Below are 14,941 nucleotides of genomic sequence, written 5' to 3' on the forward strand. Positions count from 1 at the left end.
GGACGTCCGGGGGCATGGCTGAAGAGCAGATCGAAGGAGCGGCCGCGCCGCTCTCCTATGATGTGACCAAGGTGATGGCGGCGCTTCCGCACCGCTATCCCCTGCTGCTGGTCGATCGCGTCGTCGAACTGGTGGTGGATGAACGCATCCACGCCATCAAGGCGGTGACGATGAACGAGCAGTTCTTCCAGGGCCACTTCCCCGGCCGCCCGATCATGCCGGGCGTCCTCCAGATCGAGGCGCTGGCGCAGGCCGCCGGCGTCCTCGCGGTGGAATCGCTCGGCCTCGCCGGATCGGGCAAGCTCGTCTATTTCATGGCGATCGAGGAAGCGAAGTTCCGTACGCCGGTGGAGCCGGGCTGCCTGCTCGATCTGCACGTAAGCTTCGTCCAGAAGCGTTCGCGCGTGTGCAAGTTTGCCGCCAAGGCCATGCTGGGCGACAAGATCGCCACCGAATGCAGCTTCACCGCGATGATCGCGGATTCCTGACGCAGGACTTGGCCGGCGCCGCGCCGCTGCGCCGGTCAAGATGATGAGCCTGCCGTGAAGATCGACCCGTTCATCCTGATCATGTTCGCCACGGTCGCGCTGGCGAGCGTGCTGCCTGCCACGGGCAATGCGGCCACCGTGATCGACGCGGTGACGACAGCGGCCATCGCGCTGCTGTTCTTCCTCCACGGCGTCCGGCTGAAGCGCGAGACGCTGGTCGCCGCGGCGTCGGACTGGAAGATCCACCTGCTGATCCTCTCGCTGACGTTCGTGATGTTCCCGCTGCTGGGCATCGGGATGCATCGGGCGATGCCGCAGGCGCTGCCCCCCGCCTTGTGGACGGGCATCCTTTACCTCTGCGCACTGCCCTCCACCGTCCAGTCCTCGATCGCGTTCACGTCGATCGCGCGGGGCAATGTCGCGGTGGCGCTGTGCGCGGCGGCCTTTTCAAACCTGCTCGGCGTCATGGTCACGCCGTTTCTCGCCAGTGCGCTGCTCGGCACGCAAGGCGGCGTCTCGCTGGGGCAGGTGGGGCGCATCGCCAGTGAGTTGCTGCTGCCGTTCATCGCCGGCCACCTGCTGCGGCCGTGGCTGGGGGGCTGGGCCGAGCGGCACAAGCGGCTGCTGACCTTTACCGATCGCGGCACCATCGTGCTGGCGGTTTATTCCTCGTTCGCGGCGGCCGTGGTCGAAGGCATCTGGCACCGCGTTGCGCCGGTGCAGATGGTGCTGGTGCTCGTGCTGTGCCTCGTGCTGCTGGCGGTTGTGCTTGGCCTTACCAGGCTGGTCGCGCGCCTGCTGGGCTACCGCACCCCGGAAGAGATCGCGATCGTCTTCGTCGGCTCGAAGAAGTCGCTCGCCAGCGGTGCGCCGATGGCCAAGATCATCTTTCCGCCAGCAGTGGCCGGTGCAGCGATCCTGCCGCTGATGATCTTCCACCAGGCCCAGCTGATGGCCTGCGCGGCCATCGCCCGGCGCTATGCGGCGCGGGCCGGCGATTGAGCCGATTGCGTCTGGAAGCCACGCCTTGTCACGCATCTGTCCCGCACACGTCATAGCCGCCAATCCCGCAACGGAAAGGGATTCGCCATGCCTTCAGGACTTTCGCGACGACAGCTGCTGGCGGGGGGCGCGGGCCTTGCCGCCATTTCGATGGCCGGCAGCGGCATCGCCCGCATGGTGACGGCGCCCGCGCGCACCATGCCCACCCGGCCGCTCATGCCGCTGGTCTTCGCGCACCGCGGCGCGTCGGCGCTCCGCCCCGAACACACGCTCGAAGCCTATGCCCTCGCCATTGCCGACGGTGCGGACTTCATCGAGCCGGATCTGGTGCCCACGAAGGACGGCGTGCTGGTTGCCCGGCATGAAAACAACATCGCCGAGACAACGGACGTAGCGGCCCATCCCGAATTCGCCGACCGCCGCACGGTGAAGGTGGTCGATGGCGAACGGCAGGAAGGCTGGTTCACCGAGGACTTCACGCTTGCCGAACTCAAGACCCTGCGCGCGAAGGAGCGCCTTGGCCTGACCCGTCCCCAAAGCATGAGCGTCGACGGCAAGTTCCCCATCGCCACCTTCGACGAGATCGTTGCGCTGGTTGAACGCGATGGCGGCAAGGCGGGGCGCAAGGTGGGCCTGATCCCCGAAATCAAGCACTCGACCTATTTCGCGGGCCTTGGTTTCGACATGGAAGCCAAGCTCGTCGCCGCGATCCGGGCGAGCGCCTTCCTCCAGTCGGTGCCGCTGATCGTGCAGTCGTTCGAGGTGGGCAACCTGAAGCGCCTGCGCCGCGAGATCGGCGCGATGCCGAACGTCCAGTTGATGCAGCTGTTCGATGACGACGCGGCGCGACCGGCGGATGTCGTCGCGGCGAAGGGCAAGCTGACCTATGGCCAGATGGCAACGCCGCAGGGTTTCGCTGCCGTTGCGCAATATGCAGACTGGGTAGCCCCGCAGCTGCGCCGCCTGATCACGCTCGACGCGGAAGGCAAGACCGGCCCGCGCACCGCGTTCATCGCCGATGCACACCGCGCGGACCTGCTGGTGGGCTGTTACACGTTCCGTCCTGAAAACCAGTTCCTGCCGGTCAATTACCGCTACGGCGGAGAGAACGAGCGCTTCGAGGCCGGCTGCGTGGGCGATATCCGCCGCTACACCACCGCCGGGGTCGATGGCTTCTTCACCGACGATCCGCGCATCGGCCGGCTTGCGCTCACCGACTGGGGGCAGGACTGACCGCGCCCGGCGGCGTCCACCGATCCGGAACGGCAACGGGGTGACGCGGGGCAAGCCATGCGCTAGTCCCGCAGCATGATTGCCATTGTAACCGGATCGCGCTAATGGACGCCGCCGAGCAGGTTCACCTCAAGTTCCTCGCCGCGCTGGACGGCGGCGGTTTGCGTCGCCGGTCCAACCTCGGTCTTGCAGAGGCCGGCCTGACGCCGGACCGGGCGGCGGCGCTGCTGCATTCGCAGATGACCAGCCGCCAGCTCGACCGGCTCAGCCGCAAGCTTCAGGCGCGAGGCGAGGGCTTCTACACCATCGGTTCGTCGGGCCACGAAGGCAACGCCGTGCTGGCCGAAGCGCTGCGCACCGATGACATCGCCTTTCTCCACTACCGCGATGCCGCATTCCAGGTCCACCGCGCCAGCCGGGTGCCGGGCGAGACGCCGACATGGGACATGCTGCTGTCATTCACGGCCAGCGCGGAAGATCCGATCTCGGGCGGGCGGCACAAGGTGCTGGGATCGAAGCGACTGATGATCCCCCCGCAGACCAGCACCATCGCCAGCCACCTGCCCAAGGCGGTGGGCGCCGCGTTCTCCATCGGGATCGCGCGCCGCATGGGGTACGAGGATACCGTGCTGGCGAAGGACGGCGTCGTGCTGTGCTCGTTCGGCGATGCTTCTGCCAACCATTCGACCGCCGTGGGCGCGATCAACACCGCGTGTTGGGCCGCGTTCCAGGGCACGCCGCTACCGATCGTGTTCCTGTGCGAGGACAATGGCATCGGCATTTCCACCCGCACGCCCCAAGGCTGGATCGAGGCGAATTATTCGGGCCGGGCGGGGTTGCATTACATCGCCGCCGATGGCTGCGACATGGCCGATGCCTTCCGCGCAGCGGCCGAGGCGGTGGACATGGCGCGCCGCCACAGGAAGCCTGTGTTCCTCCACATGAAGACCGTCCGCCTTTACGGTCATGCCGGCAACGACATGCAACTCGTCTACCTTTCGAAGGACGACATCGCGCGTGACGAGGCGCGCGATCCGTTGCTCACCAGCGCCGCGCTGCTGATCGAGGAAGGCGTGATGACCGCCGCGGAAATCCGCGCGGAATACGACGCGATCGAGCGCACGCTGGCCGCGCAGGTCGAACAGGCCATCCGCCGGCCCAAGCTGAAGAACGCGGCCGAGGTGATGGCCAGCATCGTCCCGCCCCGGCGCGAAGGTGCTGCGCGCACGCTGCCCACGCCCGAGGCGCGCGCCGCGATCTTCGCCGACGATGCCGGTGCGATGGAAAAGCCGCAGCACATGGCCAAGCTGCTGTCGTGGGCGCTGGCCGACCTGCTGCTGCAATACCCCAACGCCATCGTCTGCGGCGAGGACGTGGGGCCGAAGGGCGGCGTCTATGCGGTCACGCAGAAGCTGCACCAGCGTTTCGGCTCGGCCCGCGTGGTCAACACCTTGCTTGATGAGCAGGCGATCCTTGGTCTGGCCATCGGCGCCGCGCACAACGGTTTGCTGCCGCTGCCCGAAATCCAGTTCCTGGCCTATGTCCACAATGCCGAGGACCAGATCCGGGGCGAGGCGGCCACGCTGTCGTTCTTCTCCAACGGCCAGTTCACCAACCCGATGGTCGTGCGCATTGCCGGGTTGCCCTATCAGAAGGGCTTTGGCGGGCACTTCCACAATGACAACAGCCTTGCCGTCTTCCGCGACATTCCCGGCGTGATCCTGGCCGTGCCCTCGAACGGGCGCGATGCGGTGGCGATGCTGCGCGAGTGCGTGCGACTGGCCGACGAGGAGCAGCGGGTGGTGATCTTCGTCGAGCCGATTGCGCTCTACATGACGCGCGATCTTCATGCCGAAGGCGATGGGATGTGGACCGCGCCTTATCCGCCTCCGGGCGAGGCGGATATCGCGCTCGGCCAGCCCGGCATTCACGGAGAGGGCACCGAACTTGCCATCGTGACGTATGGAAACGGCACCTACCTCTCGCTTCAGGCGCAGAAGCTGCTGCGCGAGCAGGGCGTCGCCGCGCGGGTGATCGACCTGCGCTGGCTGGCTCCGCTGCCCGAGGACGCGCTGTTGGCGGCGACCGCGCCCTGCCAGCGCGTGCTGATCGTGGACGAGTGCCGCATTACCGGATCGCAGAGCGAGGCGCTGATGGCGCTGTTCGCCGAGCGACAGGCGGGCACGCCCTGCGCGCGGCTCACCGCGACCGACAGTTTCATCCCGCTGGGACGCGCGGCGACGCATACGCTGCCCAGCCGCGACATGATCGTGGCCAAGGCGCTGGAGATGGCCCGTGGCTGAACGCGAACGCCCCGATCGCCAGCGCATCGTCGTCGTCTGTCCGGGGCGGGGCACCTATAACGCGCCGGAGCTGGGCTATCTTGCGCGGCATCACGCCGGCCACCCGCTGCTGGCGCGCTTCGATGCGCTGCGCGCCGAGGCGGGCAAGCCCACGCTGACCGAACTCGACGGCGCAGCGAAGTTCACCCCGGCGCACTTGCGCGGCGACAATGCCGCGCCGCTGATCCACGCCTGCGCCTGGCTCGATTTCCTCAGCCTGGACCGGCAGCGCTTCGAGGTGGTTGCGGTCACCGGCAATTCGATGGGGTGGTACACCGCGCTCGCCTGCGCCGGGGCGGTTTCGCCCGAGCATGGCTTTGCCATCGCCGATGCCCTGGGCGTGCATTCGCAGAAGCACGGCGAGGGCACGCAATCCGTGCTGGTGCTGGCCGATGCCGAGTGGCGCGTCGATCCCGCGCTCGCGTCTGCGATCGAGGCGGCGATGGCGCGGCACGGCGTATTGCCGTCGATCCGTCTGGGCGGGATGCTGGTGGTGGCCGGATCGCCGGCTGTGCTTGATGCGTTCGAGGCCGACTTGCCGCCGTTGCCGCGCGCGCCGATGCGGCTGGCGGGGCATGGGCCGTTCCACACCCCGCTGATGGCGCAGAGCGCGCAGTCCGCGCGCGCCGCGCTGCCCGAGGCTTGGTTCACGCCGCCGCAGGTTCCGCTGATCGACGGGCGCGGCGCGATCTGGCGAACCGGTTCCACCCGGCCGCACGACCTGTGGGACTATACCTTCGGGCACCAGATCTTGGCGCCGTACGATTTCACGGCCGCGATCACCGTGGCGCTGCGCGAGTTCGCGCCCGACCTGGTGGTGCTGACAGGCCCCGGCGAAACGCTGGGCGGGGCCATTGCGCAGGTGCTTATCCATAACAAATGGCTGGACATTTCCTCACGCACCGCGTTTTCTGAGCGGCAGGGAGAGGATCCGTTCCTGATCGGCATGGGGAGACCTGGCCAACGAGGAATTGTGATCCCATGCGAAACGACCGACTGAGATTGCGTGGCACGGGCGGGAGGCGTTGATGCAACGCGCCGTGCTTTTCGTCTGCCTTGGCAACATCTGCCGCTCTCCTCTGGCCGAAGCCGCCTTGCGCGCCGAGGCGGTGGCGGCGGGGATTGCGATCACCATCGATTCCGCCGGCACCGGCAACTGGCACGCGGGCAATCCGCCCGATCCGCGCGCGCAGGCAGAGGCGCTGCGCCACGGTATCGATATTGCCGGCTATCGCGCGCGGCAGGTGCGGACCGAGGATTTCCGCCGCTTTGACTGGATCTACGCGCTCGATCCGCAGAACCTGCGCGATCTTCATGCCGTCGCTCCGCGCCGTCCGCTGGCGAAAGTGGGGCTGCTGATGGACCTTGTGCCGGGGCGCGAGGGCACCGCGGTGATCGATCCGTATTACGGCACCGAAGATGACTTTGCCGCCACCTGGGATGACGTAAGCGAGGCCGCGCGGCGTATCGTTGGACGGCTGGAAGCCAGTCGCTGATGCCAGGCAATTCCTTGTAGGGCAGCGGTTTGCCCGGTGCCGGCTAGCGCGGGGCGAAGCCGGTGCAGAGGATGTCGACCATGCGGCGGGCGGCTTCCTCGCGCGTGAGCGGGCCGGTGGGATCGAACCAGCGGGCGGGCCAGTTGAGCGCGCCGGCGAGCGTGAAGCCCAGCAGCCGCGGGTCCTGCGTCGCGACCGAGCCATCGGCGATGCCTTCCTCGATCAGGGCGCGCAGTGCGTCGTCTATGGCCCGCTTCTTTTCGCGGAAGCGCGCCGCGCTTTCGGGCGAAAGCAATTGCTCGCCCGTGCGGATCACGCAGCGGCCGAAATCCTCCATGTTCACCTGGGCATAGCGTTCAAGGAAGAAGCGCAGCCGGTCGATGCCCTTGCCCGGCCGCGCCCGCGCCGCTTCGGCCGCATCCTGCAACTGGGACAGTCCGATGGACACGCATTCCAGCAGCACCTGGTCCTTGTTGCCGAGGTAGTGGTAGATCGTGGGCTTCGACACGCCGAGGCTGGTCGCCACGTCATCGAGCGATGTGGCGTGGAAGCCCCGCTCGTTGAACATCCGCACTGCCGCCAGCAGGACCGCCTCCCGCTTCGCCTCGCGGGTGGCCTTGCGCTGCGCGGCGGTCTGGAAGGGGGACTTGTCCTTTTGGGCAGGGGTTCCGGTCACCCCTTTTCATTGACGCTCTACCGATTGGAATGCAATATACCCGATAGTAGATTTTTTGGGAATCGGAGTTAAGCGAATGCAGATCCAGGGAGTTGCCGCGATCGTTACCGGCGGTGCATCGGGCCTTGGCGGCGCGACTGCGGCGCGTCTGGCGAAGATGGGTGCGAAGGTTTCGATCTTCGATCTCAACGCCGAACTGGGCCAGAAGACCGCTGCCGAAATCGGCGGCAACTTCTTTGCGGTGAACGTGACCGACGAAGCATCGGTGCAGGCTGGCCTCGAAGCCGCTGAAGCCGTCAACGGCAAGGCGCGCATCCTGGTGAACTGCGCGGGCATCGCCCCGCCTGCCAAGGTCATCAACCGCGACGGCAGCGCGATCCCGCTCGCCGATTTCGCCAAGATCGTGAACATCAACCTGATCGGCACGTTCAACGTGCTGTCGAAGTTCGCCGCGCGCATTTTCGATGCCGAGACGGTGGGCGCGGAAGAGCGCGGCGTGATCATCAACACCGCCTCGGTCGCGGCGTTCGAAGGCCAGGTCGGCCAAGCCGCCTATGCCGCGTCGAAGGCCGGCGTGCACGGCATGGCGCTGCCCATCGCGCGCGAATTCGCCCGTTACGGCATCCGCGTGAACACCATCGCGCCGGGCATCTTCTGGACCCCGATGCTCGCCTCGCTGCCGCAGGAAGCGCAGGATTCGCTGGGCAAGCAGGTGCCGTTCCCCAACCGCCTGGGCAGCCCCGAGGAATATGCGCAGCTGGCGCAGTCGATCATCGAGAATCCGATGATCAACGCCGAGACGATCCGCCTCGACGGCGCGATCCGCATGGCGGCCAAGTAAGCAAGCACAAAGGCGGGTTGGCCGTGGCGGCCGACCCGCCTATGAATGTGCTCATTAATCGAGCGGTTAAGAGAGGGACGGGAACAATGACGATCAGCAGCGAAGCGCTGAATCTTGCGGCACGCGTGGAAAAGTTCGTGCGCGAAGTGGTGGTCCCCTACGAGCAGGATCCCCGCCGCGACCATCACGGCGCGCCGACCGATGAACTGGTGCAGGAACTGCGCGGTCTTGCGCGCGAAGCAGGCGTGCTGACGCCGCACATCCGTCCCGATGGCAGCCACTTCAGCCAGCGCGAAACCGCGGTCATGCTGATCAAGTCCGGCCTTTCGCCGCTGGGAATGCTCGCGTGCAACACCAACGCGCCGGACGAGGGCAACATGTACCTCCTCGGCCACGTCGGTAGCCCGATGCTGAAGGAGCGTTTCCTCAACAAGATGGTCGAGGGCCGCGCGCGCTCGGCCTTCTTCATGACCGAGCCGGCCGAGGAAAACGGCGCGGGCGCTGACCCGTCGATGATGATCACCAAGTGCCGCAAGGACGGCAACCACTGGGTGATCAACGGCAAGAAGGCCTTCATCACCGGCGCAGAGGGTGCCGAAGTGGGCATCGTCATGGCCAAGTCGGAAGATCCCGACAGCATGGGCGGTGCCTGCATGTTTGTGGTCGACCTGCCCGATCCGGCGATCCGCATCACCCATGTGCCGAACACCATCGACAGCTCGATGCCCGGCAGCCACGCCGAAGTCAGCATCGAGAACCTGCGCGTGCCGGCCGACCAGATGCTGGGCGATGCGGGCGAGGGCTTCAAGTATGCGCAGATCCGCCTGTCGCCTGCCCGCCTGTCGCACTGCATGCGCTGGCTCGGCGGCTGCATCCGCGCGCAGGAAATCGCCAGCGATTACGCCAATCGCCGCATGGCCTTCGGCAAGACGCTGATCGACCACGAAGGCGTGGGCTTCATGCTCGCCGAGAACATGATTGACATCAAGCAGTGCGAACTGATGATCGACTGGTGCGCCGGCGTGCTCGACAGCGGATCGCTGGGCACGGTCGAAAGCTCGATGACCAAGGTCGCGGTGTCCGAAGCGCTGATGCGCATCGCCGACAAGTGCGTGCAGGTGATGGGCGGCACGGGCGTGACCGACAAGACCATCGTCGAGACGATGTTCCGCGAAGTGCGCGCGTTCCGCATCTATGACGGCCCGACCGAGGTTCACAAGTGGAGCCTTGCCAAGAAGATCCGCCGTGACTGGAAGCACACCAATGCCTGATCCCAAGACTGCCGACGTGGCGGCGGCCAACAGCGGCGCGGGCGAAGTCCGCGTCGCTTTCGACCAGGCGGCGCTGGCCGGCTGGATGGAAGCGAACGTCGCGGGCTTTGCCGGCCCGCTGACGGTCGAGCAGTTCAACGGCGGCCAGTCGAACCCGACCTATCGGCTCTCGACTCCCGGCGCGAACTACGTGCTGCGGCGCAAGCCGCCGGGGCCGCTGCTCAAGGGGGCGCACGACGTGCTGCGCGAGGCGCGCGTGCTGACCGCGCTGGGGCCGACGCCGGTGCCGGTGCCGCCGGTGTATGGTGTGTGCGACGACGATGCGGTGATCGGCAGCGCGTTCTACATCATGGGCATGGTCGAAGGGCGCATCTTCTGGGACGCGGCCTTTACCGAAGTGCCCAGGGAGCAGCGCGCCGCCTACTACGACGCGATGAACGAGACGATCGCGGCACTACATTCGGTGGACGTCGATGCGGTGGGCCTGTCGGACTATGGCAAGCCGGGCAACTACTTCGCGCGGCAGATCGGCCGGTGGTCGAAGCAGTACCTTGAAGACGAGCTGGCCGGACGCAATCCGGACATGGACGCGCTGGTGGAATGGCTGCCGACCGCGATCCCCGAAGGCGACGAAGTGAGCGTGGTCCACGGCGATTTCCGCTGTGACAACATGATCTTCCACCCGACCGAGCCGCGCGTGGTCGCGGTGCTGGACTGGGAGCTTTCGACGCTGGGCCATCCGCTGGCCGACTTCGCCTATCACGCGATGATGTACCGGATGCCGCCGGATATCGTCGCGGGGATCGGCGGGTCCGATCCGGTGGCGCTGGGGCTGCCGACCGAGGCCGAGTTCATCGCTGCTTATTGCCGCCGCACCGGGCGCGAAGGCATCGACAACTGGGACTTCTACCTCGCGTTCAACTTCTTCCGGCTGGCCGCGATCTTCCATGGGATCAAGGGCCGCGTGCTGCGCGGCACCGCCACCAACGCACAGGCCAAGGAGCGCGCCGAAGCGTTCCCGCGTCTTGCCGCGCTGGCGCGCGAAGCGATGGAGAAGTGCAGGTGAGCGCGGTCCTTCTTGAAATCACGGACGGCATCGGCCGCATCACGCTCAACCGGCCCGAGCAGGGCAACGCCATCGACATGGCGCTGGCGACCGACCTCGAAGCGGCGGCACGCGCCTGCGCGAGCGAGGAAAGCGTGCGCGCCGTGGTGCTGGCGGCGGCGGGGCGGATGTTCTGCGTGGGCGGCGACATCGGCGCGTTTGCCGATGCAGGCGACCGCACGGGGGCGTTCCTGTCCGAACTGGCAGGCAAGCTCCACGAAGCGGTGCTGCACCTCTCGGCGATGGACAAGCCGCTGATCGGGCTGGTGCAGGGACCGGCGGCGGGCGCGGGTCTCAGCCTCGCCATGCTGGGCGATATCGTGCTGGCGAGTGAAGCCAGTCACTTCACGGCCGCCTATACGGCCATCGGCCTCACCCCCGACGGGGGCATGAGCTGGCTGCTGCCGCGTGTTGCGGGGATGCGGGTGGCGCAGGAGCTGATCCTGACCAACCGCCGTGTGCTGGCGGCCGAGGCGGCGAACGTGGGCATCGTGACCCGCGTGGTCGCGGCGGAAGACCTGGCGGCCGAGGGCGAGAAGCTGGCGCAGACGCTGGCGGCTGCGCCGGTCCGTGCGCTGGGTTCCGTGCGGCGCCTGCTGCGCGACGGGCAACTGCGCGATCTGGCCGGTCAGCTGGATGCGGAAACCGCGGCGATTTCTGCCGCGGGTGACGGCGCCGAAGGGCGCGAAGGCATCGGCGCGTTCCTGGCGCGCCGCAAGCCGGACTTCCGCGCGATCTGACGGGTCAGTCGGTACGGACGGACGTGCGCGAGAACGCCTGCCGGGCGAGCGCGCGCGATCCGGTCCGGAGCGTGGTGCGCAGGAACCGGCTGGCCGCGCTGGCCTCGGCATAGCCGAGCCGGTGCGCGAGTTCGGACAGGTTCGGCTTGCGCTCGGTGGCGAAGTATTCGTCCGCCGTGCGGCGGCGCACCCGGTCGAGGATCGCCGCGAAACTCTCGCCCACGTCTCCCAGCCGGCGCTGCAGGGTGCGCGGGCTGGTCGCGAGCAGCGAGGCCGTGCGTTCGAGCGTCGCGTGGCCGCCCGGAAGATCGGCGGAGACGATCCGTTCCACCTGCGCGGCGATGTCATCGTCGATGTTGCGCGCCTCGTTCGCCAGCTTGCGTTCGAGGAAGGCCAGCATCCGCGCGTTCCCGTTGGGCGAGGGGCGGCGCATATCGGCACGTGACAGGACCAGCGCGGAGCGATCCGCGCCGAAGATCACCGGGCAGCGGAATACGCCGCGATGGAACTTGAGGCTGGCGGGGCCGGGGTGGTTGAACTCCATGCGCAGCGGGTGCCAGTCCTCGCCCAGGATCAGCTGGATCGTCCGCATCTGCAGGGTGAGCGTTGATTCCAGGTACTGGCTGCCGCCGAAACGCGCGGGGATGGCAATGTATTGCTGGAGTGCGATCTCGTCGCCCTCCTCGCTCATCGAGGAGCCGAGCGCTTCGCTTTCGAGATGCAGGAAGCGGCCGCTGATCCGCACGGATTCCTGCACCGTGGGGCAATGGTCCCAGAGTAGCGACAGCGGGCCATAGCCGCGCAGGTTGCACCATGCGGCAAAGGCGATGCCAAGGTCCGGCCGGCGCGCCACGATCGAGCAGAGCTGCATGATATCGACCATGGCCTGCGCGGGGACGACTTCGCTACGCTCGCTTGATCGAAGGATATCAAGCATTTCGCGGTCGAGGATGGTTTCCAGCGCAATCCCCGCCATCCGCGCGAAGCGCACGAACTGCTGCATCGACGAACTATGGGCAATCGGGCCGGATCTGTTCTCCATGGCGTGATTTGTCACGATCATGACGCCTTTGGTCAAGATTTAATCAAGGGATTGACGCAGAAAGATCCCATCTGCCGAACCGGGTCCGCAAGGGATCAGGACGGCATATCCGAAACGCCGCGACGAAGAGCGCGGCGACGAAGAAAGGGAGCAGTATGAAGGGCATCTGGCGCGCCAGCACCGCTGGCGTAATCCTCGCAGCCGTGATCTCGACCCCCGCTTTCGCGCAGGACGCGCAGGCTGGTGAGCAGGACAGCGGCGGTCTGCAGGAAATCGTCGTGACCGCGCAGCGCCGCGCGGAAAATCTTCAGAACGTGCCGATCGCGATCACCGCGGCCAATGCCGATACGCTGGCCCAGGCCCGCGTCGACAACGTGTCGAACATCCAGGCGATCACGCCTTCGGTGACGTTCCGCACCGCCAACATCTCGTCGTCGACCGCCAACGTCATCATCCGCGGCCTTGGCACGACCGGCAACAGCCGTGCCTTTGAAGGTTCGGTCGGCGTGTTCATCGACGGCGTCTACCGCACCCGTGCGGCCGCCGCTCTCCAGAACTTCCTCGACATCGACAACCTGCAGATCCTGCGCGGTCCGCAGGGCACGCTGTTCGGCAAGAACACCACTGCCGGTGCGCTGCTGCTCGCCTCGGCCAAGCCTTCGACCGACAAGACCGCGTTCCTGTTCGACGCGACCTATGGCAACTACAACTCGCTGCTGGTCAAGGCGGCGGGCAACGTGCCGCTGACCGACACCCTGGCGTTCCGCATCGCCGGCCTCGCCTCGACCCGCGAAGGCTTCTACACCAACCCGACCACCGGCAAGGACCTCAACGGCGACACGACCCAGGCGGTCAAGGCGCAGCTGCTGTACGAACCGAGCGCTGACCTTTCGGTCCGCCTGATCGGCGACTATTCGCGCGGCAGCGGCAACTGCTGCTACGCGACGAGCGAATTCAAGCTCGGCCCGACGACCCCGCTGGTCGATGCACTGACGCTTGCCAATGGCGGCGTGGTTTCGTCGAAGAAGGCTTCGGACTGGGAGCAGACGCTCAACGGCAACGGCGAGCAGGTGATCAAGGATTACGGCGCGACGCTGCTGATCGACCTGGCGCTGGGCAACGGCACGCTGAAGTCGGTTTCGTCCTACCGCAAGTTCAGCGTCGACCAGCGCGACATGGACCCGGATTTCTCGGGCGCGGACATCTTCCGCTACAACGAGTCCTTCAAGAGCCGCTTCATCTCGCAGGAACTGACCTACAATACCAAGATAGAGGCGCTGAACGCCGACGCGGTGTTCGGTGCGTTCTTCTCGGATGAAAAGCTCCAGATGGGCCGTGCGATGCCGTGGGCCGCGCAGGGTCAGGCCTATTGGGACGTCGCCATCGGCGTGCCGGGGCTGGTCTATGCCGCTCCGGGCCTGTGGACGGTCGAGGATATGCGCGGCAAGGCCCGTTCGTATGCCGGCTTCGCGCACCTCGACTTCGCGGTGGGCGAGAAGGTCAACGTGATCGCGGGTCTGCGTTACTCGGTCGAAAAGAAGCAGGGCTCGTTCTCGAACCCGTTCTATCGCTCGGAAGCGAACGACGTGTTCCGTTTCCTGGGCCTGATGCCGGGACCGGCCTATAACAGGACCATCACCAACAAGGCGCTTTCGGGCACCTTCGGCGTGCAGTTCCGTCCGGTCGACGACGTGATGCTCTATGCGACGTACAACCGCGGCTTCAAGGCGGGCGGCGTCAACATCGACACCAACGCTGCCGGTCTGCTGGCGAACAACCCGGCCGAAACCGGCGGTGCCGGCGTGCCGCTTGACCCGAGCTACAAGCCGGAGAAGGTCAACGCCTACGAAGTCGGCGCCAAGATCCAGTATCTCAACCGCCGGGCGCGCACCAACATCGCGCTGTTCTACTACGACCTGTCCGATCTCCAGATCGCGCAGTTCGTGGGCCTGCGCTTCACCGTGCTCAACACGGCGAAGGCCAAGGACTACGGCCTGGAAATCGAGAACCTGTTCGAGCTGACAGACGGTGTCACGCTGTCGCTCGATGGTACCTGGATCCCGCACGCCAAGTACGGCACGGACGCCAACCTCGATCCGGCGCTGTCGGGTTCGCGCTTCCGCTATGCGCCGAAGCTCGCCGCCAATGCCGCGATCAATGTCGACACGCCGCTGACCGACGACGTCAACCTCACCGCGCGTCTGCAGTACCAGTACAGCGGCAGCCAGCTGATCAACACTGCTGGTACCGAGGCGCAGAAGGCTGTCAGCCTGGTCAACGCCAACCTGGGCTTCAAGCTGCCCAAGCAGGGCCTGACCGTGGAAGGCTGGGTGCAGAACCTGTTCGACCAGACCTACTTCACGGCCGCGTTCAACACGCCGCTGCAGACTGGCGACGTTCGTGGTTACCTGGGTGCGCCGCGCACCTACGGCGTCCGCCTGCGCGCTTCGTTCTGAGGCCTGACATAGTCCCAACGAAGCTGCCGTCCCCGAAAGGGGGCGGCAGTTTTCGTTTGTGGGGCGCCGACACCTGCTGCGCTTGCCGTAGCGGCAAGGAATCGTTGCCGCTTGCCGCAGCGGCGGGGAATCGTTGCCGCTTGCCGCAGCGGCGGGGAATCGTTGCCGCTTGCCGCAGCGGCGGGGAATCGTTGCCGCTTGCCGCAGCGGCGGGGAATCGTTGCCGCTTGCCGCAGCGGCGGGGAATCG

General features: G+C 66.7%; 13 protein-coding genes. 11 read left to right on the top strand and 2 right to left on the bottom strand.

All coding sequences use genetic code 11. The annotated features are described in order from the left end of the window. The first annotated feature begins 14 nt into the window (after positions 1-14). The 6 genes from fabZ (at position 15) to OLX02_RS18125 (ending at position 6,561) form a co-directional block, all read left to right on the top strand. Positions 15-488, top strand: a complete 474-nt coding sequence (gene fabZ / locus OLX02_RS18100) for a 3-hydroxyacyl-ACP dehydratase FabZ (RefSeq protein ID WP_264425077.1) — start codon at positions 15-17, stop codon at positions 486-488. A gap of 54 nt (positions 489-542) precedes the next feature. Continuing rightward, positions 543-1,490, top strand: coding sequence for a bile acid:sodium symporter family protein (locus OLX02_RS18105; protein ID WP_264425079.1), 948 nt, complete (start codon positions 543-545; stop codon positions 1,488-1,490). 87 nt (positions 1,491-1,577) lie between these two features. Next, entirely contained in the window at positions 1,578-2,723 is a 1,146-nt protein-coding gene (locus tag OLX02_RS18110) for a glycerophosphodiester phosphodiesterase family protein (protein ID WP_264425081.1), read from the top strand. 104 nt (positions 2,724-2,827) lie between these two features. Further along, positions 2,828-5,026 carry a dehydrogenase E1 component subunit alpha/beta gene (locus OLX02_RS18115; protein WP_264425084.1) on the top strand — a complete coding sequence of 733 codons (2,199 nt, stop codon included), beginning with the start codon at positions 2,828-2,830 and terminating at the stop codon, positions 5,024-5,026. Then, entirely contained in the window at positions 5,019-6,065 is a 1,047-nt protein-coding gene (locus tag OLX02_RS18120; RefSeq protein WP_264425085.1) for an ACP S-malonyltransferase, read from the top strand. The genes OLX02_RS18115 and OLX02_RS18120 overlap by 8 nt, the downstream gene beginning before the upstream one ends. Before the next feature lie 28 nt (positions 6,066-6,093). Continuing rightward, positions 6,094-6,561, top strand: coding sequence for a low molecular weight protein-tyrosine-phosphatase (locus OLX02_RS18125; protein WP_264425087.1), 468 nt, complete (start codon positions 6,094-6,096; stop codon positions 6,559-6,561). Positions 6,562-6,604: 43 nt separating this feature from the next. On the opposite strand, the gene OLX02_RS18130 is transcribed toward OLX02_RS18125, so the two are convergent. Further along, the gene (locus tag OLX02_RS18130) at positions 6,605-7,237 is read right to left on the bottom strand and encodes a TetR/AcrR family transcriptional regulator (protein ID WP_264425089.1); all 633 of its coding nucleotides are present in this window, start codon (positions 7,235-7,237) and stop codon (positions 6,605-6,607) included. Between the two features lie 76 nt (positions 7,238-7,313). On the opposite strand from OLX02_RS18130, the gene OLX02_RS18135 reads away from it, so the two are divergent. The 4 genes from OLX02_RS18135 (at position 7,314) to OLX02_RS18150 (ending at position 11,194) form a co-directional block, all read left to right on the top strand. Then, complete coding sequence (locus OLX02_RS18135; protein WP_264425090.1) at positions 7,314-8,078, top strand: SDR family NAD(P)-dependent oxidoreductase; 765 nt, start codon at positions 7,314-7,316, stop codon at positions 8,076-8,078. Positions 8,079-8,164: 86 nt separating this feature from the next. Further along, positions 8,165-9,349: an acyl-CoA dehydrogenase family protein gene (locus OLX02_RS18140; RefSeq protein WP_264425092.1), complete on the top strand. Its 1,185-nt coding sequence runs from the start codon at positions 8,165-8,167 to the stop codon at positions 9,347-9,349. After that, entirely contained in the window at positions 9,342-10,415 is a 1,074-nt protein-coding gene (locus OLX02_RS18145) for a phosphotransferase (RefSeq protein WP_264425093.1), read from the top strand. Before OLX02_RS18140 ends, OLX02_RS18145 begins: the two co-directional genes overlap by 8 nt. Further along, positions 10,412-11,194, top strand: coding sequence for an enoyl-CoA hydratase/isomerase family protein (locus OLX02_RS18150; protein WP_264425094.1), 783 nt, complete (start codon positions 10,412-10,414; stop codon positions 11,192-11,194). The genes OLX02_RS18145 and OLX02_RS18150 overlap by 4 nt, the downstream gene beginning before the upstream one ends. 4 nt (positions 11,195-11,198) lie before the next feature. Here OLX02_RS18150 and OLX02_RS18155 read toward each other — a convergent pair whose 3' ends face one another. After that, entirely contained in the window at positions 11,199-12,236 is a 1,038-nt protein-coding gene (locus OLX02_RS18155) for an AraC family transcriptional regulator ligand-binding domain-containing protein (RefSeq protein ID WP_264425096.1), read from the bottom strand. Positions 12,237-12,391: 155 nt separating this feature from the next. On the opposite strand from OLX02_RS18155, the gene OLX02_RS18160 reads away from it, so the two are divergent. Next, positions 12,392-14,692 (top strand): TonB-dependent receptor, encoded by a 2,301-nt coding sequence (locus OLX02_RS18160; protein WP_264425098.1) that lies wholly within the window; start codon positions 12,392-12,394, stop codon positions 14,690-14,692. The last annotated feature ends 249 nt before the right edge of the window (positions 14,693-14,941 follow it).

It is taken from the genome of Novosphingobium sp. KCTC 2891 (assembly GCF_025938155.1).
GTDB lineage: Bacteria > Pseudomonadota > Alphaproteobacteria > Sphingomonadales > Sphingomonadaceae > Novosphingobium.